Source organism: Actinomadura miaoliensis, assembly GCF_039536785.1.
Lineage (GTDB): Bacteria > Actinomycetota > Actinomycetes > Streptosporangiales > Streptosporangiaceae > Spirillospora > Spirillospora miaoliensis.
Genome location: NZ_BAAAZG010000020.1, coordinates 40987 through 62884, shown reverse-complemented (window position 1 = coordinate 62884; position 21898 = coordinate 40987). Strand labels below are relative to the sequence as shown.

The 21898-nt window shown below is 74.3% G+C and carries 15 protein-coding genes; 9 read left to right on the top strand and 6 right to left on the bottom strand.

Annotated elements, in window-relative coordinates; translation table 11 throughout:
- Window positions 1-117: 117 nt before the first annotated feature.
- On the bottom strand, window positions 118-1602 hold the full coding sequence (locus ABD811_RS17240; RefSeq protein WP_344948202.1) for a sensor histidine kinase: 1485 nt from the start codon (window positions 1600-1602) through the stop codon (window positions 118-120).
- A gap of 716 nt (window positions 1603-2318) precedes the next feature.
- Window positions 2319-3539: an ABC transporter substrate-binding protein gene (locus ABD811_RS17230; protein WP_344948197.1), complete on the bottom strand. Its 1221-nt coding sequence runs from the start codon at window positions 3537-3539 to the stop codon at window positions 2319-2321.
- Window positions 3540-5025: 1486 nt separating this feature from the next.
- Here ABD811_RS17230 and ABD811_RS17225 point away from each other — a divergent pair.
- Window positions 5026-6465: a phospholipid carrier-dependent glycosyltransferase gene (locus ABD811_RS17225; RefSeq protein ID WP_344948194.1), complete on the top strand. Its 1440-nt coding sequence runs from the start codon at window positions 5026-5028 to the stop codon at window positions 6463-6465.
- On the opposite strand, the gene ABD811_RS17220 is transcribed toward ABD811_RS17225, so the two are convergent.
- Together ABD811_RS17220 and ABD811_RS17215 are read right to left on the bottom strand one after the other, a co-directional pair.
- Entirely contained in the window at window positions 6401-7951 is a 1551-nt protein-coding gene (locus tag ABD811_RS17220; protein ID WP_344948192.1) for a CoA-acylating methylmalonate-semialdehyde dehydrogenase, read from the bottom strand. The genes ABD811_RS17225 and ABD811_RS17220 overlap by 65 nt on opposite strands.
- Window positions 7948-9255 carry an aspartate aminotransferase family protein gene (locus ABD811_RS17215; protein ID WP_344948189.1) on the bottom strand — a complete coding sequence of 436 codons (1308 nt, stop codon included), beginning with the start codon at window positions 9253-9255 and terminating at the stop codon, window positions 7948-7950. The genes ABD811_RS17220 and ABD811_RS17215 overlap by 4 nt, the downstream gene beginning before the upstream one ends.
- A gap of 158 nt (window positions 9256-9413) precedes the next feature.
- Here ABD811_RS17215 and ABD811_RS17210 point away from each other — a divergent pair, with 158 nt between their 5' ends.
- From ABD811_RS17210 to ABD811_RS17200, 3 genes are all read left to right on the top strand, one after another.
- On the top strand, window positions 9414-11021 hold the full coding sequence (locus tag ABD811_RS17210; RefSeq protein ID WP_344948186.1) for a PucR family transcriptional regulator: 1608 nt from the start codon (window positions 9414-9416) through the stop codon (window positions 11019-11021).
- Window positions 11022-11215: 194 nt separating this feature from the next.
- Window positions 11216-11980 (top strand): alpha/beta fold hydrolase, encoded by a 765-nt coding sequence (locus ABD811_RS17205; RefSeq protein ID WP_344948183.1) that lies wholly within the window; start codon window positions 11216-11218, stop codon window positions 11978-11980.
- Between the two features lie 3 nt (window positions 11981-11983).
- Entirely contained in the window at window positions 11984-12778 is a 795-nt protein-coding gene (locus tag ABD811_RS17200; protein ID WP_344948180.1) for a hypothetical protein, read from the top strand.
- 3 nt (window positions 12779-12781) lie between these two features.
- On the opposite strand, the gene ABD811_RS17195 is transcribed toward ABD811_RS17200, so the two are convergent.
- A complete protein-coding gene (locus tag ABD811_RS17195; protein ID WP_344948177.1) occupies window positions 12782-13876 on the bottom strand; it encodes an NAD(P)H-dependent amine dehydrogenase family protein in 1095 nt (364 codons plus the stop codon).
- 123 nt (window positions 13877-13999) lie between these two features.
- Here ABD811_RS17195 and ABD811_RS17190 point away from each other — a divergent pair, with 123 nt between their 5' ends.
- A complete protein-coding gene (locus tag ABD811_RS17190) occupies window positions 14000-15154 on the top strand; it encodes a carboxylate-amine ligase (protein ID WP_344948174.1) in 1155 nt (384 codons plus the stop codon).
- A gap of 76 nt (window positions 15155-15230) precedes the next feature.
- On the opposite strand, the gene ABD811_RS17185 is transcribed toward ABD811_RS17190, so the two are convergent.
- Window positions 15231-15713 (bottom strand): helix-turn-helix transcriptional regulator, encoded by a 483-nt coding sequence (locus ABD811_RS17185; RefSeq protein WP_344948171.1) that lies wholly within the window; start codon window positions 15711-15713, stop codon window positions 15231-15233.
- Between the two features lie 122 nt (window positions 15714-15835).
- On the opposite strand from ABD811_RS17185, the gene ABD811_RS17180 reads away from it, so the two are divergent.
- From ABD811_RS17180 to ABD811_RS17165, 4 genes are read left to right on the top strand one after another with little or no spacing between them, the layout of a single operon-like run.
- A complete protein-coding gene (locus ABD811_RS17180) occupies window positions 15836-17065 on the top strand; it encodes a hypothetical protein (RefSeq protein WP_344948169.1) in 1230 nt (409 codons plus the stop codon).
- Window positions 17062-19527: a tetratricopeptide repeat protein gene (locus tag ABD811_RS17175; RefSeq protein WP_344948166.1), complete on the top strand. Its 2466-nt coding sequence runs from the start codon at window positions 17062-17064 to the stop codon at window positions 19525-19527. Before ABD811_RS17180 ends, ABD811_RS17175 begins: the two co-directional genes overlap by 4 nt.
- Window positions 19524-20594 (top strand): PP2C family protein-serine/threonine phosphatase, encoded by a 1071-nt coding sequence (locus ABD811_RS17170; RefSeq protein ID WP_344948163.1) that lies wholly within the window; start codon window positions 19524-19526, stop codon window positions 20592-20594. The genes ABD811_RS17175 and ABD811_RS17170 overlap by 4 nt, the downstream gene beginning before the upstream one ends.
- The gene (locus tag ABD811_RS17165; protein WP_344948160.1) at window positions 20591-21898 is read left to right on the top strand and encodes a vWA domain-containing protein; all 1308 of its coding nucleotides are present in this window, start codon (window positions 20591-20593) and stop codon (window positions 21896-21898) included. Before ABD811_RS17170 ends, ABD811_RS17165 begins: the two co-directional genes overlap by 4 nt.

Below are 21898 nucleotides of genomic sequence, written 5' to 3'. Positions count from 1 at the left end.
CACGCCGTCCTCCCGGAGGCCCGGCGGCCGGTGTCTCCCCCCGCGCACCGGCCGCCGGGCCGTTCCGTCACCTGGGCTCGTCCAGGAACGTCGACCGCACCAGGAGCGCTCGCCGCGCTAGAAGCGCCTGCCGGGCCCGTCCGGCTGGCACGCCCCCCAGCTGGACTGCTGCGATCCCTGTGCGGCGACCGGCCGCGACGGCCCGGGCGGCGCCGGCGGATCCTCCGGCGGTGCCGGCGGGACGGACCGGTCTGATGACGGCGCCGGGCCGGGACGGTCCGCGTCGCGCAGCAGGGGCAGGCGCAGCATCAGCCGGGCGCCCCGCAGGCTGTCGGCGACGTACAGCCTCCCGCCGTGCGCGACGGCGATGTCCCGCGCGATCGTCAGGCCCAGCCCGGTGCCGCCCGCCGCACGGCTGCGCGCGGTGTCCAGCCGCGTGAAGCGCTGGAACACCCGTTCCCGGTCGGCGGACGGGATGCCGGGGCCGTCGTCGCAGACCTCCACCACCGCCTCCTCGCCCTCGGTCCGCACCACCACCTCGACGTGGCCGCTGGCGTACCGGTCGGCGTTGGTGAGCAGGTTGACCAGCAGCCGGGCGAGCTGCAGCCGGTTGCCCTCCACCCGCACGCCCGGATCGACGCGGGCGGAGACCGGCAGCCGCGGCGACCGCTGGGCCAGCTCGGTCTCCACCAGCCGGCCCAGGTCCAGCGGGACGCGGGCGGGCTCCACGCCGGCGTCCAGCCGGGCCAGCGCCAGCAGGTCCTCGACGATGTGGTGCAGCCGCTCGGCGTCGTCCAGGCACTCGCGCAGCGTCTCCAGCAGGTCGCTCTCCTCGGGGGCGGCCAGGGCCAGCTCGACGCGCGTGCGCAGGGCGGTCAGCGGGGTGCGCAGCTCGTGCGAGGCGTCGGCGACGAAGCGGCGCTGCTGCTCGGCCGACCGCTGCAGCCGGTCCAGCGTGGCGTTGAGCGTGGCGGCGAGCCGCGCCACCTCGTCGGCGCTGTCGGGCACCGGCATGCGGCGGCTCAGGTCGGTGCTGGTGATCTCGGACATGGCCGTCTCCATCTGCGCGACCGGACGCAGCGTGCGGCCCACGGCGCGCCAGGTCACCCCGGCGGCGACGATGACCACGACGATGCACAGTCCCGCCACGGTGACCGCCGGGACGGGGCTGCCCAGCGCCCACGGCTCGGGAACGGCGCCGTACACCATCACGGTGCCGTGCCCGGGTACCGCGGTCCGGTATCCGACGATGTTCAGGCAGTCCGACTGCCAGGCCGGATCGCCGCAGACCCGGGTGTCGACGCGGTTCCTCCCCGAAGGGGGCAGGCTGTGGCTGAGCGGGGCCCTGTTCTGCAGCGGCGCGCTGGCCGCCAGCACCCGCGGGGTGCGGCCGGTGGACACCACCTGGAGCAGGGTCACGCCGTCGCGTGCCGGCAGCACCCCGGCGGTGGCCCCGTGGCGGTACGCCGCCGCGGTGTCCTGAGCGGCCCGGGCGGCGTGGGCGGTCAGACGCGAGGTGATCAGGTGCTGCGCCAGTACGGCCGCGGCGATGCCCACGACCAGCAGCACCGCGCCGATCAGGCCCACCGCCGCAAGCGTCACCCTGGCACGAAGCGAACGGGGCCAACGCCGCCCGTTCCGCGCACGTCGAGGCGGGGCGGTGACGCGCATGAGTCCTTTGTATGTCCCACCCGTACAACGTCGGGCAAAGCGTACTTCCCGATTCAAATGTGAAACTTCTCCGGATTTCTACCTTTGGTCGGGAAAGTACCCGCCGATCGCATCACGCCCACCGCCCCCGGCGCGGCCCCTCGGACCCGGGGCCGAACTTTGCCCGGCTTTTCACCGACGGTAACTGATACATCACACTGGCCCGCCTATAAAGGAAAGCGTGCATCGGCACCCGTCACGGGAGACAGGGATGGGCCGTATGGGCGAGGTGACGTTCGACCCCGGCGCGCTGACCGCCGCGCAACGCGACGGGGACGCATGCGTCGTCTGTCACAAGAAGTGGCCGAGACCGCGCGTCCGGGTCGGTCGCCTGCCCGAAGGCCAGGGCGTGTTCGCGTGCGACGAGTGCGCGCCCGCCATTCGCCCTGTCCCCCGCCCCCGCCGGGGGGACGGGGAGCCGGACACGAACGCCGGGACTCCGGTCCGGGAACCGGAGCCGGCGCGGACGGCGGTCGTCACATAGACCGTCGTCACGGAGGTCTCTCATGGAGGAGGGTGACCCGGGCTTTCGGGGGGACGCCCGGGACCACCCGTAAGGCGCGCCCGACTGGGGGCGGTCGGGCGCGCCGGAGACCCCTCTCCCCGGCTCACGGGACGCGTTTGCCGCCCTTGGTGGCCTCGAACCACGCCTTGGTCCACTCGGCGTAGTCGGTGCAGTCGCGCCGCCCCTTGTCGCCGCCGCCGTCGGCCGTACCGCACTGCCTGGACGGCGTGTGCGCGAAGATGACCTTGTCGAGGTAGTCGCGGTCGCCCACGTGGTAGGCGTTGCAGAAGGCGGCCCTCAGCCGGTCGCCGCCGCACGCCTGGGGATTGGCGGGCGCGACCCCGGACCACTCGGCGATCTGCTGCTGCACGTCGGGCGAGGCCGTCCACTGCAGCCACTGGTACATGCAGTTGGGGTGCTCCGCGCGCGCCCCGATCATCCAGGCGTTCATCCACCCCGTCACCCCCTCGGAGGGGGCGACGCCCTGCACGGACTTGCCCGCCCGGCTCAGCACGTCCACCTGGTACGGCCACACCTGCCCCACGGCCGCCTCGCCCCCGGCGAACGCGCTGATGGAGTCGGCGGGCAGCTCCCAGTACATCTTCACGTGGGGACGCTGCTCGGCCAGCACGCGCTTGGCGGCGTCCAGTTGCTCGCGGGTGAGCGAGTACGGGTCGCCGATGCCCAGATCGCGGTCCTTGCCGCGCAGGTAGAGCGCGGCCTCGGCGATGGCCAGCGGGCTGTCGCGCATGACCAGCCGTCCGGAGTACCGGCGAGCCTGCGCGGGGTCGAACAGCGCGGCCCAGCCCGACGGGGCGGGCTGGGCCGACCGCGTGTCGTACATCAGCAGGTTGGAGCCCCACACGTAGGGCACCCCGTAGACCGTCTTGCCGCGCCTGAGCAGGTTGCGCAGCCGCGGCTCCAGCTTGCGGTAGCCGTCGACGAGGCCGGTGTTGACCGGCGCGACGTCCTCGCTGGCGATGAGCCGCCCGGCCACCTCCGGCGGCGCGGCCACGCCGTCGTAGCGGCGGGACTTGTTCTGCATCACCTCGGCCATGTCCTGGGCCGTGCCGACCACCTTCAGGCCGACCTTGCAGCCGGTGCGCTCCTGGAACGGCGTCACCCAGTCGACGCGGGGGTCGCTGCCGCCGTTCTCGATGTAGCCGGGCAGGGTCACCAGGTTGAGGGCGCCCTCCCCCGGCCCGAGGGTGCTCGCCACCCGCACCGTGCCGACCGGCTCCTCCTCGTCGCCGCTGCAGGCGCCCAGCGCCGTGACCAGAACCGCGGCCATCCCCGAGGCCAGCACCTTGGCCCTCAGCCTCATGTCGCTCCCGAGTCGCGTGTCGTGTCCGCCGCGGCCAGCGGGCCCCCGGCTCCCCGCGGGCGGCCCGTCCCCGGCGCCGACCCGCCCCATCGGCGCAGCGTAGCGTCTCCGGCCGAAGGATCACGCCCGTCCCCGATCTCCACCGCGGCGGCGTGCGGAACGCGCCGAGCACGCGCACGAGGACACGCGGCGCCGTCCGAACGAAACTCGTTGACGCCGGGCACCGCCGTTCTCCCGGCCCGCAAGAATGGGCGCCGAATAAATCAACGGAGCGAACGGCGTCTTCCGCGCACATCGTCCCGCCATTTCCCGTCGCACCGGCACAGCGGTTTCCGGCGACGCGGGAAAAGAATTGCGCGGGACGGGGAGTCCGCCACGGCCCGGGAGGACAGCGGGTGCTGGTGACCGCGCCACACACGGAGGTTGCTGGAGAGGGATATGGCGCGGGCTACTGCCCTTCCCGGAGCCGCGGCGGCACCGGCGGACGTGGCGCGGTGGGGGAACAGCGGATCACCTTGCGGTGCTGCCTGGCCACGCCATCGCCGGCACCCGGCGGAGCGGCGACGGGGTGCCGCCCTCGAGACGGAGGAGATTCGAGGGGCGCCGCGTGTCCGGCCGGGGGCTCTCGGAGGGCCGTTGACCGTGCCCGGTCACCGGCCCTGTCGGCCGCGCGGGCGGCCGTTGTGCCGGCTGGGGCGCCGGCTGCCTGGACTCGGTGTGTCGGATCACCTCGATGCGTGCGATGAGCCGTTGCGGCGTCTCGGCCTCGACGAAGGCGCCGACGTCCCGCTCGCGCGGGGGCAGCGCCCACCACCGGCCGGTGCTCGGACCGAACCAGATGGTCCAGCCGGGATAACGTCTGCTGAGCGCGTCGACCTCAGCGGCATGCTCGTCAGCAGTCATCACGCGACTCCCTGTGCCCGGACGTTCCCGGGCGGCGGCACTTCGACCGAAGACCCTTTTCGAAAATTGCCCCATTTAATTGGGACAATCAGATTGTGTCGTCCGCCACAGACCCAGTCAATACTTGTAGCTATTATTTGTCGGGGCCCGGCCGACGGAGATTCACGACGAAAACCTACGACCGGCAGAAAGTCCCGGAGCCGCCGACCAGCGACTTCTCACCGCCCGCCATCCGCCGTTCACCCCGGCGTCACCGGCGCCCCGTACGGTGTGCTCCCTGGTGATCAACGAAACGACCGGCCGCCCGGCGACGCCCCGGCGGCCCTTTGCGATATTTACTCCCCTGTGGGCGATTCGTCCGACTTGGCGTCCACGGCGCCGCGGCGACCACGTCACGGCACGGGCCGACGCGGCACCGGCAGACGCGGCACACACCGAGGTGGTCACCCGGGAGGCCGGGCGGAGCGAGGCCGAGGACGGCGACGGCGAGACCCGCGACGCCTCGCGGAGGGAGTCCGGGGATGCCGCGCCTGCCGCAGACGAGGGCTCGGAGGCGGGTGGCAGGCCCAGGCTCGCGAGACGCATGGCGCGGTGGTTCGGCACCCACTCGTTCTTCCTGGTGGCGCTTGCGGGCGGCGTGTTCCTGCGCTGGACGGCGGTGCTCGGCTACCCGGGCGTGCTGTGGTTCACCGGGGACTCCTACTTCTACCTGGGGCGGGCGCTGCGCCCGCATCCGTCGCCCAGCAAGACGCTCGGGTACTCGTTCCTGCTGAACCTGATGGAGCCGCTGCACAGCCTCACCGCCGTGGCGGTCGTCCAGCACCTCATGGGGCTCGCCGTCGCGGTGATGATCTACCTGCTGCTGCGGCGGGCGGGGCTGCCCGGCTGGGCGGCCACCCTGGTCACGCTGCCGGTGCTGTACGACGCGTACCAGATCGAGCTCGAGCACCTGCTCATGTCGGAGGCGCTGTTCACGTTCCTGATCGCCGCCGGCGTCACGCTGCTGCTGTGGCGGACCCGCACCGGGCCCACCTGGTGGCTGGCGCTGCCCGCCGGGCTGCTGCTCGGGTACGCGGTGCTGGTCCGCTCCGCGGGGGCGCCGCTGATCCCCGTCATCCTGGTGTGCCTGCTGCTGCGGCGGCGCGGCTGGCGGGCGGGAGTCGCATTCGGCGCGGCGGCCGCCGTCCCGATCGTGTCGTACATGGCGTGGTTCCACTCGGTGCAGGGCAGCTACGGGCTGACCAACAGCGACGGCCTCTACCTGTGGGGACGCACGGCGGTGTTCGCCGACTGCGCGAAGATCCGTCCGCCCATGCACGAGGACGGGCTGTGCCTCACCCCCGAGCTGAAGAAGGAGGGCTACGCTCCCGGGCACCTGATCTGGCGCGGCGAGGCGCCCCCGCGCGTGATCTTCGAGAGCACCGTCACCCCGGAGGCCAACAAGGTCCTGCGGGACTTCGCGATCCGCGCCATGCTGGCGCAGCCCGGCGACTACCTGCGCACCGTCGCCGACGGGGTGGGCAAGGCGTTCAGCCCCGACCGCTTCCCGTATCCGACGGCGGCCACCGAGGCGCTGTACCACTTCCCCGCCGACCCGCAGGTCTTCCCGGGGGGCAAGAGCTGGGGCGGCGGCGACTCGGCCCTGCTGGACGCCATGACCTACGGGCGGACGTCGACGCCCAGCCGGGTCGTCCAGCCGCACGCCGGCAAGATGATCGACTACCAGCGGGACCGGTACCTGCCCGGACCGGTGCTGGGCGTGATCTTCGCGGTCGGCGCGGCCGGGACGCTCCTGGCGCCCCGGCTGCGCCGCACCGTGCTCCTGGCCTGGGCCACGGCGGTGACGCTGCTGGTGTTCCCGATCGCCTCGGCGGACTTCGACTACCGCTACGTGCTGCCCGCCACGCCGTTCGCCTGCCTGGCCGCCGGCCTGTTCCTGGCGGCGCTCGGCGGGGCGGTCAGCCGTTGGTGGGGAAGCCGAGGTGCACGCCGCCGTGACTCGGATCCAGCCACCGCGCCGTGACGGCCTTGGTGCGCGTGTAGAAGTGGACGCCCTCCATGCCGTGGGCGTGGCTGTCGCCGAACAGCGAGTCCTTCCACCCGCCGAACGAGTAGTAGGCCATCGGCACCGGGATCGGCACGTTGATGCCGACCATGCCGACCTCCACCTCGTTCTGGAAGCGCCGCGCGGCCCCGCCGTCGTTGGTGAAGATCGCGGTGCCGTTGCCGTACGGGTTGGCCGCCAGCAGTTCCATGGCGGCCTCGTACGATCCGGCGCGCACGACCGACAGCACCGGGCCGAAGATCTCGTCCCGGTAGGCGTCCATCTCGGGCGTGACGTGGTCGAGGACGGTCGGGCCGAGCCAGAAGCCCTCGCCGCGTCCGCCCCGCACGGGCGTCTCGCGTCCGTCCACGACGAGGGTGGCGCCCTGCGCGACGCCGCTGTCGAGGTAGGAGGCGACGCGGTCGCGGTGCTCGCGGGTGACCAGCGGGCCCATGTCGGACGCGGGGTCGTCGCCGGGCCCGACCGTCAGCTTCGCCACCCGTTCGCGGATCTTGGCGACCAGCTCGTCGCCGACCGGGTCCACCGCGACCACCACCGAGATCGCCATGCAGCGCTCCCCCGCCGAGCCGAACCCGGCCGACACCGCCGCGTCGGCGGCCAGGTCGAGGTCGGCGTCCGGCAGCACGACCATGTGGTTCTTGGCGCCGCCGAGGGCCTGCACGCGCTTGCCGTTGCGGGCGGCGGTCTCGTACACGTACCGGGCGATCGGGGTGGAGCCCACGAAGCTGACGGCCCTGACGTCGGGGTGGTGGAGCAGCCCGTCCACCGCGACCCGGTCGCCGTGCAGCACGTTGAACACCCCGTCCGGCAGCCCCGCCTCGGCCCACAGCTCGGCCAGCCGCACCGACGCCGACGGGTCCTTCTCCGACGGCTTGAGCACGAACGTGTTGCCGCACGCGATGGCGACGGGGAACATCCACATCGGCACCATCGCCGGGAAGTTGAACGGCGTGACGCCCGCGACGACGCCGAGCGGCTGCAGGATCGAGTAGGCGTCCACCCGCGTCGACACGTTCTCCGAGAACCCGCCCTTGAGCAGGTGCGGGATGCCGCAGGCGAACTCCACCACCTCCAGGCCCCGCGCCACCTCCCCGGCCGCGTCCGACACCACCTTGCCGTGTTCGGACGAGATCAGCCGGGCCAGCTCGTCGCGGTGGGCGTCGACCAGCTCGCGGAAACGGAACAGCACCCTGGTGCGCGCGGCCAGCGACGCGTCCCGCCAGGCGGGGAAGGCCGCCCTGGCGGCGGCGACGGCCGCGTCGACCTCCGCCGGGGAGGCGAAGTCGACGGTGCCGGACACGCGCCCGGTGGACGGCTCGTGGATGTCGCCGCGCCGTTCGGCCTCGCCGGCGAACGGCTTGCCGCCGATCCAGTGCGTGACGTGCTTGGAGGCGGTGTGCTCGGAAGCGGCGTGCTCGGGGGTCGGGGAAGTCTGCGTGCTCATGCGGTCGCGGCCTCGTTCACGGCTCGAAGGGAGTCGATCAGGATGCCGAGGCCCTCGTAGGCCTCGGCGTCGGTGAGGGTCAGCGGCGGCGCCATGCGGATGGCGTTGCCGTACAGGCCCCCCTTGCCCACCAGGAGACCACGCCGCCGGGTCTCCTCCATCACCGCGCCGGCCAGCGGCGGGCTGGGCTCGCCGGTGCCCGGGTCGGCCAGGTCGACGGCGAACATCAGGCCCTTGCCGCGCACGTCCCGCACCACCGGCAGGCCCGCGGCGGCCTCGCGCAGGCCACCGATGATCACCGCGCCCTGCCGGGCGGCGTTGGCCTGCAGGTCGTGGTCGAGGACGTAGTCGAGGGTGGCGTTGGCGGCGGCCATGGCGAGCGGGTTGCCGCCGAACGTGGAGATGCCGTTGGCGTTCAGGCCGTCCATCAGCTCGCGCCGCGCCACCACTCCGCCGACCGCGAAGCCGTTGGCCAGCCCCTTGGCGAACGTCATCATGTCCGGCGTCACGCCGTGGGCGGCGATGCCGAAGAAGCTCGCGCCCGTGCGGCCCCAGCCGGTCTGCACCTCGTCGGAGATGAAGTACGCCCCGTACTCGCTCAGCACCTCCTGGTAGGCGGCGAACAGCCCGTCCGGCGCCATGGTGAACCCGCCGACGCCCTGGATCGGCTCGGCGATCAGCGCGGCGACGTCGCCGCCGGTGGCCGTGGCCAGCACGTGCCGCAGGTCCTCGACGCACACCCTGATGTAGTCGGCGTCCGACAGCCCGGCGAACTGCGGCAGGTGCCGGTCGGCGCCGTGCAGGAAGTGCACGTTGAGCGGCGAGTACGGCAGGTTCTTCCAGGTGCGCAGGCCCGTCACGCCGACGGCGCCGAACGAGCGGCCGTGGTAGGACTGCCGCATCGCCAGCACCTGGTCGCTGCGCCGCGCGGCCGCCGCCAGCAGCAGGGCCGTCTCGTTGGCCTCGGTGCCGGAGTTGGTGAAGAACACCTTGGCGTCCGGGATGCCCGACAGCCGGGCGATCTTCTCCGCCAGCTCCACCTGGCCGCGCAGCAGGTACAGGGTGGAGGTGTGCACGACGCCCGTGGCCAGCTGCCGCTCCACCGCCTCCCGCACCTCGGGCACGTCGTACCCGATCATGTTGGTGAGGATGCCCGTGAAGAAGTCGAGGTAGCCGTTGCCCTCGGCGTCGGTCACGCGGTTGCCCTTGCCGCCGACGATCTCGATGGGACTCTCGTAGTAGAGCGCCAGCCAGTCCGGCATGACCGCCCGGTGACGGCGCAGCAGATTCGCGTGTTCCGACATGTCCTCAAGTCTCGTCCGCGGCCCCGCCCCGGGGCTACCCGCAGAGTGTCAGGACGGAATCCCCGGCCTTGACGGTCTGCCGGGACCCACGATCGCCCTAAATGCCTTTTACATCATGTAATGACCGGATGACAGTGTGCCGGGTATCATCGCGGCAAATGCTCCCGACAGTGGCGGATGTCCTCCAGCTCGACGCGGTCCGCCGCGGGCAGCCGCGGGTGGTCGCGGGCGCGGACCGGCTCGGCAACCCGGTCCGCTGGGTGCACGTGGCCGAGGTCACCGACATCGCCCACCTGCTGCACGGCGGCGAGCTGGTGCTCACCACCGGGATCGCGCTGCCCGACGAGCCCGCCAGCCTGCGCGCCTACATCGGGGAGCTGGCCGAGGTCGGCGTCAGCGGCCTGATGATCGAGCTGGGCCGCCGCTACGCCCGGTCGCTGCCGCCGGCGCTGCTGGCCGCCGCCGAGGAGCACGGCCTGCCGGTGGTGATGCTGGCGCACGAGCCCGCGTTCGTCGACATCACCGAGTCGGTGCACGCGCGCATCCTGCAGGACCAGATGGCCGAGCTGCGCGCCTCCGAGCAGCTGCACGAGATCTTCACCCAGCTGTCGGTGGAGGGCGCCTCCACCGACGAGGTCGTCCGGCAGGTCGCCGCGCTCGGCGGGCACCCGGTCGTCCTGGAGAACCTGTCGCACCAGGTGCTGGCCGCCGACGCGGGCCCGGGCGACCCCGCCGAGCTGCTGTCGGCCTGGGAGACGCGCTCGCGCGCGGTGCGGCCCGAGCGGCGCACCGGCTACGACGAGGCGTCCGGCTGGCTGGTCACCATGGTCGGCGCCCGCGGCGAGGACTGGGGCCGCCTGATCCTCACCTGCGGGCGGCCGCCCACGCCCCGCGAGACCGTCCTGATCGAACGCGCCGCCACCACCCTGGCGCTCGGCCGCCTGCTGGACCGGCACGCCGAGAGCATCGAGCGGCAGGCGCACGGCACGATCATCGCGCGGATCCTCGCCCACTCCTACGCCGACCCGCAGGAGGCCGCCGCCCGCGCCCGCGCGCTCGGCGTGCCGCTGTCGGGCCGCCGCCTGCTGGGCGTGGTGCTGCGCCCGCGCACCGGCCCGGCCTCCGGCGCCCTGTCCGGGCTGGCCGAGACGGCGTCGGCGGCCTGCAAGGACGCCCGCCTGGCCGCCCTGGTCGGCGTGCTGGACGAGGACGGCCCGCACGCCCGCGTCGGCGTCCTGGCCTCCCTGCCCGCCCGCGCCGACGTCGAGACGGTGCTGACCGAGGTCGCCACCCGCGTCCGCAAGCAGTCCGACGGCGAGGTGGTCATGGCCGCGGGCTCGGTGGTCGAGTCGGTCCGCGACGTGCGCCGCTCCTTCCTGGAGGCCGAGCAGGTCGCCGACGTGGCCGCCCGCGGCTCCGGCACCCGCCTGGTCTACCGCCTGCCCGACCTGCGCCTGCGCGGCCTGCTGCACCTGCTGCGCGACGACGCCCGCGTCCAGACCTTCGTCGAACGCGAACTGGGCCCGCTGCTGGAGTACGACGCCCAGCGCGGCAGCGACCTCACCCGCGTCCTGGAGCTCTACCTCGACTCGGGCCGCAACAAGGCCGTCGCCGCCCAGCGCGCCCACCTGTCCCGCCCCGCCTTCTACGAACGCCTGCGCCGCATCGAACGCGTCCTCGACGCCGATCTCGACGACGTGGAGTCCTGCGTCTCCCTCCACGTCGCCCTGCTGGCCCTCGCCTCCCTCCGCTGGGAACGTTCCTGAGCGGCGCGAGCCCCCGCCCTCGGCCGCGCACGACCGTCTACCGTGGTGCGCGGACGGCTTTGACGGGGGCCGCCGGATACGTTGGGTGACGGCCGGGAACGCCGGGTGTTGAAGGCAGCCTCAGGTCGTGGAGAAAGGCAGAACGCCATGGACGCTGTGCGGTTCGCCGCCGCGCCGCCGTCGGGACGGCGGCGATGAGTCTGCATGTGCACCGGTACGGGGAGGGGCGGCCGGTGCTGGCTCTGCACGGGATCAAGGGGCATGGCGCGCGGTGGCGGTGCCTGGCCGAGGAGCACCTCGCGGGATGGCGGGTGGTCGCGCCGGATCTGCGGGGGCACGGGCGCTCCACCTATGACGCGCCGTGGCATGTGGAACGGCACGTGGCCGACCTGCTGGCCCTGCTGGACGCCGAGGGCGTCGACCGGGCCGACGTCGTCGGGCACTCCTACGGCGGGATGATCGCCGTGCACCTGGCGCGGGTGGCGCCCACCCGGGTGGGACGGCTCGTGCTGCTCGATCCGGCGATCGGGCTCGACCCCGCCCGGATGCGGGAGCGGGCCCACGAGTCGCTGGCGACGGCCTCGTACGCCGACCCGGGCGAGGCGCTGGCGGCGCGGGCGGTCGGCTGGCCGGACGCGCCCGCGCAGGCGGTGGACGACGAGGTCGCCGAGCACCTGGAGCGGGGTCCGGACGGACGGTGGCGCTGGCGTTTCGAGCCGGCGGCCGTCGTGACGGCGTTCTCGGAGATGGCCCGTCCGGCCGTGGCGCCGCCGCCGGGCGTCCCGACCCATCTGGTGATCGCCGTGCGGGCCGGGCTGGTGCGGCCCGAGTTCGTCGCGGCCTGCCGCGAGGCGCTGGACGGGGCGTTCACCGTGACGGAGATCGACGCGGGGCACATGCTGTTCATCGACCGTCCCGCGCAGGTCGGCCCGCTCGTCCGCGACCTGCTGTCCCGCTGACCGATGGGCGTGGACTGGGTGCCCGCCGCCGTCCGCGACGGGGCCGACCCGCGGGAACTGGCGTCGCTGGCCGCCGAGCACGCGCGGCTGGTGCGCCTGCTCGGCCTGACGTCGCGTCCGCGTCCCGCCGGGACGGACGAGGACGCGGCGGCGCGGCGGTTCCGGGACGTCGACCGGCGGCTGCGCGAGCTGCTGCTCGTCGACGGGCGGCCCTTCCGGGTCATGGTGGTCGGCCGCAACCCGCGGTTCCCGCCCGAGTGGCGCGACGCCGCGTGGACCACGCTGCCGCCGCGCGAGGCCGGGGAGGCGTACGGGCGCTGGAGGGGGTGGTACGAGGACGTGCGAGCCGGGCGCGTCCGGCACTACCTGCGGCGGCTGCGGGCCTGGGACATGGCGCGGGACCTGGCCGAGGCCCAGCGGGAACTGGCCGACGCGGCGCACGCCACCGAGGGGCGGGCCAACGCGTGGGCCCGCAAGCCGCGCTTCCTGCGGGCACGCGAGGACGTCCTGGCCCTGCCGCCCGTGCCGAGCGTTCCGCCGCCGGGTCCCGCACCGGCTTCGGCGGAGGAGGACCGTCCACAGCCCGGCCAGGACGAGCGGTGGGAGGCGGTCGTCCACCACGCCGAACTGCTCGGCGCCGCCCAGAGGGCGTTCAACCGGAGCGTGCCCAGCGGTCTCAGGCGCGGCTGGCCGCCGTGGGACGGGGACACCGGCGCGGAGGATCCGTGGCTGGAGGATTTCTTCGACTGGATGGGGGCGGTCGTGCGGACCGGGCGCGGACTCTATCTGTGGGCGTGAGGGTCAGCGCAGGAGGTGGCGGCCGGTGAACAGGGGCAGCGTGAACGGGGTGTGCAGGCCCGGCGGGGCCTCGGCGACCGCCGGGATCGCGTTGACCAGGCGCAGCGCGGTGGCCAGGGTGCCGGGGACGGTCGGGTCGGCGGCGCCGGGGTTGGCGACGTCCATCCGCCACGGCGGCTCGCCGTCGATCTCGACGCGGTAGCCGCCCGCCTGCCCGAACGGCGGCGCGGGCCAGTGCGGCGCCAGGTCCTCGCGCAGCCGGGTGACGTGCTCGACCACGATCGCGGGGCGTCCCCGGACGACGCCCGTCACGCGGAACCGCAGGCCCGCCGTCGTGCCCTTGGCGATCTCCCCGGCGGGGACGCGGAACGTCTCGGGCGCCGGGCACGGCTCGTACCACTCGGTCACCTCGTCCAGCGGCGCGTCCAGGCGTTCGGCGATCAGGTGGACGACCGGGCCCCACATCAGGGTCAGCACGCCCGGGAGCAGGATCGGCGGCCGGTGGTCCAGCGGCCGGCCGAAGCCGAACTTGCCGACGATGGCCTCGGGCTTGTCCCACAGGCCGTAGCACATGATCTCGCTGACCCGGATCGCGTCGATCCGCAGGCACACCCCCGACAGCACCAGCGGCAGCACGTCGTTCATCAGGCCCGGGTCGAGACCGGTGGTCAGGCAGGACGACTCGCCCAGCGCGCACGCGGCGCGCAGCCGCCGCACCGCGGCCGGGTCGGCGGACGGCGGGTGCACCAGCGGGATCAGCGCCGAGGACACCACGTTGACGCCCGCCTCCAGGACGCGGCACAGGTCGTCGAGGGCGTCGCCGGGACGGCTGCCGGTGGCGACCTCGCGCCGTCCGGAGGTGCCGACGGCCGTGTAGCTGATCACGTCGGGGCGGGCGGCGATCAGCTCGGCCGGGTCGGCGGTGGCGCGCACGCCGGTGCGGCGTCCGGTTCCGGCCAGTTCACCGGCGTCGCGTCCCACCTTCAGCGGGTCGCTGACCACCACGCCCACCAGGTCCAGGTCGGGGTGCTCGATGATGGCGCGCAGCGCCTGCCTGCCGACGTTTCCCGTGGCCCACTGTCCGACGCGGTACGTCACCCGGCACTCCTCTGGTCGAGCCCGCGCATTGTAGGCACAGCTCACTCGGGGAAACGAGACCGGCGGCGGTGACGACTCCCCGTCCCGGCCGTGTATCGACCGTCCCCCGGGCAGAACCACAGCGTGGACCAACGCAACACGGCGCAGACCCGGACCATCGGTGTGGAAGAGGAGCTGCTGCTGGTCGATCCGGACGACGGAGCACCGCAGGCCGTGTCGGTCGACGTGATCCGCTACGCGTACGAGCACGGCGAGGTGCCGCGCGGCCACCACGACCGGCAGGCCGAGTCGTCGGGCGGCGAGAGCCTGGAGACCGAGTTCCAGCGCGAGCAGCTGGAGGTGTGCACGCGGCCGTGCGCCTCGCTCGACGAGCTGGCGGCCCAGATCCGGTGGGCCCGGCGCGCCGCGTCGCAGGCCGCGCGCGGCGTCGGCGTCGCGGTGGCGGCGCTGGCGACCTCGCCGGTGGCGGTGCAGCCGTCGCTCACCCCCTCCCGGCGGTACCGGCGGATGGCCGACGCCTACGCGCTGACCGCCGAGGAGCAACTGACGTGCGGCTGCCACGTGCACGTGAACGTGGCCTCGCCGGAGGAGGGCGCCGCGGTGCTCGACCGGATCCGGCCGTGGCTGCCGCCCCTGCTGGCGCTGAGCGCCAACTCCCCGTTCTGGCAGGGACGCGACACCGGCTACGAGAGCTGGCGGCACCAGGTGTGGGGGCGCTGGCCGTCCAGCGGGCCGACCGAGCTGTTCGAGTCGCTCAAGGAGTACCAGGCGACCGTCGAGGCGATGCTCGGCACGGGCGTGGTGTTCGACCAGGGCATGATCTACTTCGACGCCCGGATCTCCCGGCGCTATCCCACCGTGGAGATCCGCGTCGCGGACGTCTGCCTGCACGCCGACGACACCGTCCTGCTCGCCGCGCTGGTCCGCGCGCTGGTCGAGACGGCGGCGCGGGCGTGGCGGGCGGGCGAGCCCCCGGACCCGGTGCGCGCCCACCTGCTGCGGCTGGCGATGTGGCGGGCCAGCCGTTCCGGGCTGCGGGACGAACTGGTGCACCCGGTCACCCATCGCGCCGCCCCCGCGCACACGGTGGTGGCCGCGCTGCTGGACCACGTCACCCCCGCCCTGGACCGCAGCGGCGACCTGGAGACCGTGCGGGGGCTGCTGCGGCGCCTGCTCGACCGCGGCAACGGCGCCAGGGCGCAGCACACCGCCTACACCCGCACCCGCGACGTCGCCGCGGTCGTCTCCGACGCCGTGGAGCGGACCGTGGCGTCCTGACCCGCGGCGTCGGGACGGAGGACCGTGAGGCGGCCCGCGCAGGGGCTTACGCGGGCCCGCCTCACGGGGTCAGGGGTCAGGCGGCGGCGCGGCCCTGGAAGGGCAGGTAGCGCTCGGCGCGGTGGGGCCGGGCGGGCATGCCGGTGGACTCGACGGCGAGGATCCGGTCGAAGCGGAAGGCGCGGACGCCGCGCCGCATCCGGCACCAGCCGACCAGGTACCAGTGGTCGCGGTGGACCAGGCAGGTGACGGGCTCGACCTCGCGGATGGTGACGTTGGCGCGGGCGTCGCCGTAGACGAGCCGGACGACGCGGTGCTCGGTGATCGCGGCCGCGATCACGCGGGCGCGGTCGGCGGTGGCGGGGCTGAGCGGCGTGGTGAGGGTCTGCAGGGTGGCGGTGATGACCTCGTTGTCGGTGACGTCGTCGTCGAACAGGGTGCGCAGGGCCCGGCGGGCGGTGGCCGCCTGCGGCCCGGCGCCGAGGTGCGCCAGCGAGAGCGCCAGCGCGGCGATCTCCGCGGCGGTGAGGGCGGTGCGGTGCGTCGCTACGTTCGCCATGATTCGATAATACGTTCGAACACCGACAGTTTGGAGGCCCTTGAGCGGTGCCGTCCGCATGGTGAACACTGATCACCCAAAAGCGCGATACCGGGGGCGAACATGGGTGAGATGGGGCCGCGGTGAGCGGTGCCGCACGCCCGCCGCTGACCCGCGACGAGGTGGACGGCGCGCTGCGGCGGCTGCGGGACGACAAGGAGCGCATCGGCGCCGCGCTGGCCGAACTGGAGGCGCACCCCGGCCACGCGCTGCTCGACGGGGCGGGGCTGACCGGCGAGACCGCCCGCCGCCAAGGCGAGCTGCGGTCGCGGACGGCCGCGCTGTGGTCGCTGTTCGACCTGTACGGACGGGTGCTCGGGGACGCCGAGCGGCTGCGCGCCCGGCATCCGCGTCCCAGCCAGGCCCAGCTGGCGGAGCTGACCCGGCTGCTGACCGGTCCGTCGGTGGAGCTGCCGGCGCCGGAGGTGCCGCTGGAGCGGCGCACGCTGCTGTCGGCGCCCGCCGGTGAGCGGCTGACGCTGGACGGCGCGGTCGCGCGCATGAACCCGCTGTTCGAGGAGGCCGCCCGGATCGTCGCGGGGGTCGACGCGGTGTGGTCGGCGCTGCTGGCCAGGTTCGACGAGGTCGACCGGGCGCACGCGGCGGTGCGCGAGCTGGCGGGGCGGGCGGGCGGCGCGGGCGACCTCGACCGCGTCGAACGGGAACTGGCGGCGGTGCGTGAGACGATGCGCACCGACCCGCTGGCGCTGGTCCGCGCCGACGGCACCGCCGGCAGCTCGCGCCTGGACGCCCTCGACGCCGAGCTGCGGGACCTGCGCGGACGGCTGGAGGAGGCGGCCAGGCTGCGCGCCGGGCACGCCGAACGCGTCGCGCGGGTGCGGGACGCGGTGGGGCGCGTCCGCAGGATCGAGGAGCAGGCCCGGCGCGCCCGCGCGGACGTCCTCGCCAAGATCAGCTTCCCGGTGGTCCCGGCGGCGCCCGACGCCGCGCCCGCGCTGGCCGACCGGCTGGCGGCGCTGGACGGCCTGCGCGACGACGGCCGCTGGGAGGAGCTGGCGGCGCGGCTGGCCGACCTGGACGGCGCCGCGGACACCGCGCTGACGCGGGCGCGCGAGGCCGTCGACATCTTCACCGGCCTGCTGGACCGGCGCGAGGAGCTGCGTGGACGGCTGGACGCCTACCGGGCCAAGGCCGCGCGCCTGGGCCATCTGGAGGACGACGAGCTGGCGGCGATGTACGAGCGCGCACGCGCGCTGCTGTGGACCTCCCCCTGCGACCTGCGCGGGGCCACGGTGGCGCTGTCGGCGTACCAGCAGGCCATCTCCGCACGGGCGAAGGGATCGCGCCGATGATTCAGTGCACCGCGCCGGGCTGCGGCGGAACGGTCGAGGACGGCTACTGCGTCGAGTGCGGCCTGCCCCCCGCCCCCGCACCGCAGGCGGCCCCGGCGGCTCCGGCAGGTGACGCGTGCACGCAGCCGGGGTGCACCGGCACGATCGAAGACGGCTACTGCGACACCTGCGGCTTGCCCCCCGCTCCCGCGTCGCCGGCGGCCCTGGGCACGCCGCCCAGTGACGCCTGCACGCGGCAGGGGTGCACGGGCACGATCCAGGACGGCTACTGCGACACCTGCGGCTTGCCCCCTGCGGCCCCGGCCGGCCCTACGGCGGCGTCCGGGCGGACGGCGGCGCCCAGCGCACCGACGCGCGGGAGTTCCAGCACGCGCACCGGCATGGGCACGAGCACGGGGCGCACTGGGTCGACGCGCGGATCGGGGCGGCGCGGGCAGCTCGGCGCGGGCCTGGTCGAGGTGCCGCGTGTGCCGTACCGGGACCCGGCCACCGCCGTCCTGCCGAACCCGGAGGTCGCCGAGCACAAGCGGTACTGCGGCAACTGCGGCGATCCGGTGGGGCGCAGCCGGGGCGACCGGCCGGGCCGTACGGAAGGGTTCTGCGCCAAGTGCGGGACGGGCTTCTCGTTCACCCCGAAGCTGCGCCCAGGGGACCTGGTGGGCGGCCAGTACGAGGTGCTGGGCTGCCTGGCGCACGGCGGTCTCGGCTGGATCTACCTGGCCAAGGACCGCAACGTCAGCGACCGCTGGGTGGTGCTGAAGGGCCTGCTGGACACCGGTGACGCCGACGCGCTGGCCGCCGCGGCGGCCGAGCGGGCGTTCCTCGCCGAGGTCGAGCACCCCAACATCGTCAAGATCTACAACTTCGTCCAGCATCCGGACCCGGCCACCGGCGCCCCCACCGGCTACATCGTCATGGAGTACGTCGGGGGCCGCTCGCTCAAGGACATCCTGCTGGAGCGGCGGCGGCTGGGCGAGGACGCGCTGCCGCTCGGCCAGGCCATCGCCTACGCGCTGGAGGCGCTGCAGGCGTTCGGCTACCTGCACACACAGCGGCTGCTGTACTGCGACTTCAAGCCGGACAACGTCATCCAGTCCGAGGAGCAGCTGCGGCTGATCGACCTGGGCGCGGTGCGGCGGCTGGACGACCAGGACGGCGCCATCTACGGCACGGTCGGCTACCAGGCCCCCGAGATCGCCGACGACGGCCCCTCCATCAGCTCCGACCTGTACACCGTCGGCCGGGCGCTGGCGGTGCTGAGCTTCCCCTTCGCCGAGTTCACCACCACCTACGCGACCAGCCTGCCGCCGCGCGAGCAGGTGCCGGTGCTGGCGCGACACGAGTCGTTCGACCGGTTCCTGCGCCGCGCCACGCACCGCGACCCCGCGCTGCGCTTCCAGGACGCGGCCGAGATGGCCGAGCAGCTCACCGGGGTGCTGCGGGAGGTGCTGGCCGCCGAGGACGGCCGGCCGCGTCCCGCCCCGTCGGCGCTGTTCGGCCCGGAACGCTTCGCCGCGGGAGTCCAGCCGGGGGTGTCCGGCGACGGGGCCCCGCTGCCGACGCCGACGCCCCGGGACGTCGCGTCCGCGCTGCCGGTGCCGCTGGTGGACGGCGCCGACCCGGCCGCCGGGTTCCTGGCCGGGCTGACGGCGCTGGAACCGCGGCAGCTCATGGCGGCCCTCGGCGGCGCGCCCGAGCGCACGCCCGAGGTCGCGCTGACGGGCGTGCGGGTGCGCATCGAGCTGGGCCGCACCGACGACGCGCTGCGCCTGCTGGACGACCTGGCGGGCGAGCTGTCCGGCGACTGGCGGCTCGCCTGGTACCGCGCGGTCGCCACGCTGGCCCGGGAGCGCGTGGACGAGGCCGCGGCGATGTTCGACGACCTCTACGGCCTGCTGCCCGGCGAGGCCGCGCCCAAGCTGGCGTTGGCGTTCTGCCGGGAAGGCGCCGCCCCCGACGACGCGGCGCGCCTGTACGAGGCGGTGTGGCGCACCGACGACTCCTACATCAACGCGGCGTTCGGCCTGGCCCGGGTGCGTCTCGCCGGGGACGACCGGGCGGCGGCCGTCGCGGTCCTGGACTCGGTGCCGCAGACCTCGATCCGGCACGTGGCCGCGCAGCTGGCGGCGGTGACGACCATCGTGCGGGGCCGTCTTCCGTCCCAGCTCACCGCGGCCGAGCTCGTCGGGGCGGGTGACCGTCTGGCCGCGCTCGACGTCGAAGGCGAGCGACGGGAACGTCTGGAGGCGGAGGTTCTGGAGGCGGCCCTGTCCTGGGTCCGCCACGCGCCGAAGCACTCCCCGCAGGAAGGCAGTGTGTTGGGGGCGAAGCTGACGGAACCGCAATTGCGAAGCGCGCTGGAGCGGACGTACCGGTCGCTGGCGCGGCACAGCGCCGACAGGGAGGAACGGCGGCTGCTCATCGACCGCGCCAACATCGTCCGTCCCAGGACGCTGCTGTGACCGGGGACCAGGGGACGGCCAAGACGGTGGAACTGGGGTGCCCCGCCTGCCGGGAGGTGGTGTACCCGGGCGAGGAGTTCTGTGAGGCGTGCGGGCAGCGCCTCGACCCGCGGTCCGGCGCCGCGCCCATACGGCTGCGGCGCTGCACGGGCTGCGACGCGACCGCCATCGACGCCGACGGCTACTGCGAGCACTGCGGGCTGCGCCAGCCCGTCGACCGCGACCACGTCGAGATGGAACTGCCCGACGGCGCCGCCGCCGGGGTCAGCGACCGCGGACTGCGTTACAGCCGCAACGAGGACGCCCTGGCCATCGCACCGTGGCGTGGAGGCGTGGCGGTGGTGGTGTGCGACGGGGTCGGGTCGTCGCCCCGCCCTGAGGACGCCTCCAAGGCCGCGGCCGAAACCGCCGTCGCGTCACTCGTCGCCGCACTGGACGACGGGACGGACGCCGAGACCGCCATGCGCACGGCCATCGCCCGCGCGGGCGACGCCGTCGCGGCCCTGGCCGGTTCTCCGGACGAGGCCCCCTCCTGCACCTTGGTGGCGGCCGTCGTCGCCCCCAGCACGGTGACCGTCGGCTGGGTCGGCGACAGCCGCGCCTACTGGCTCGCCGCGTCCGCCGGCGGTTCGAGGCGACTGACGGAGGACGACTCCTGGGCCGCCGCCATGGTGGCCGAGGGCGCCCTCACCGAGGCCGAGGCGGAGGCCCACCCCAACGCGCACGTCATCACCGCGTGGCTGGGCGCGGACGCCGAGGACATCGCCCCGCACATCCGCACCCACCCCGTTCAGGGCCCCGGCGCGGTGGTCGTCTGCAGTGACGGCCTGTGGAACTACCTGCCTGCGCCCGAGCAGCTCACCGCCGTACTCACCGCGACGCCCGGCTCCCCGTTGGACGCCGTCCGCCCACTGGAGGCGGCCGGCGTCCTCGTGCGGCACGCCCTCGACGCCGGTGGCCGCGACAACGTCACCGTCGCCGTCGTCCCCGTCCCGCAGGTCTCCGCCTGGAAGGACGCGCCCCCCGCGAACTCATCTGTCCCGCCGAGCACGGAGCATCTCCGATGAGCGACCAGCCGCAGTTCACCGTCAAGGTCGACCAGAACAAGTACCTGCCCGCGGGCGGCCGCGAGGTCCACGCGATCGTGTCGGTCGAGTCGTCCGGCGGAGCCCTCACGGGCGGCGCGGCGACCGAGGCCGCCGAGGTCATCATCATCGACACCTCGGGTTCGATGTCCTATCCCGACAGCAAGCTGCGCGCCGCCATCGAGGCCGCCCAGGTCGCGGTCGACACGCTGCGCGACGGCGTCCACTTCGCCGTGATCGCCGGGTCCAACGACGCCACGCTGGTCTATCCGAGCGCGCCGCCGCTGGTGCGGGCCGACGCGGGCACCCGCAGGAAGGCCAGGGCGGCGCTGGCGAAGCTCAGGGCGGGCGGCGGCACCGCGATCGGCTCGTGGCTGCGGCTGGCCGACGAGCTGTTCGACGCCCACCAGGACGGCATCCGGCACGCCATCCTGCTCACCGACGGCAAGAACCAGCACGAGACGCCCGCCCAGCTCGACGCGGTGCTGGAGCGCTGCTCGGGACGGTTCGTGTGCGACTGCCGGGGCGTGGGCACCGACTGGGAGGTCGCCGAGCTGCGCAAGGTCGCCTCGGCGCTGCTCGGCGGCGTGGACATCGTCGCCGACCCCGCCGACCTGGTGGCCGACTTCCAGGCCATGACCGAGGCGGCGATGGGCAAGGCCGTCGCCGACGTGATGCTGCGCGTGTGGACGCCGAAGACCGCCGCGGTGAAGTTCGTCAAACAGGTCATGCCGTCGGTGGAGGACCTGACCGGGCGGCGCGCCGAGGCGGCGCCGCAGGCCGGGGACTACCCGATCGGCGCGTGGGGCGCCGAGAGCCGCGACTACCACGTGTGCGTGGAGGTGCCGCCCGCGGGCGTGGGCACCGAGCTGCGCGCCGCCTGGATCAAGCTGGTGCTGCCGGGCACGGCCGACCGTCCCGAGCAGGTGCTGGCGACCGGCAACGTGCTGGCCCAGTGGACCGACGACGAGACGCAGTCCACGAAGATCAACGCGCGGGTCGCGCACTACACCGGGCAGGCCGAGCTGGCCCAGGCGATCCAGGAGGGGCTTGCGGCGCGCGAGAGCGGCGACCTGGACACCGCCACCGCGCGGCTGGGCCGCGCCGTGCGGCTGGCCGACGAGGCGGGCAACGACGCGATCACCTCCATGCTGCGCAAGGTGGTGGACGTGGTGGACCCGGCCACCGGGACGGTCCGGCTGCGCAAGAACGTCGACAAGGCCGACGTGATGTCGCTGGACACCCGGTCGACCAAGACCGTCCGTACGCGCAGGGGCGAGGGCTGA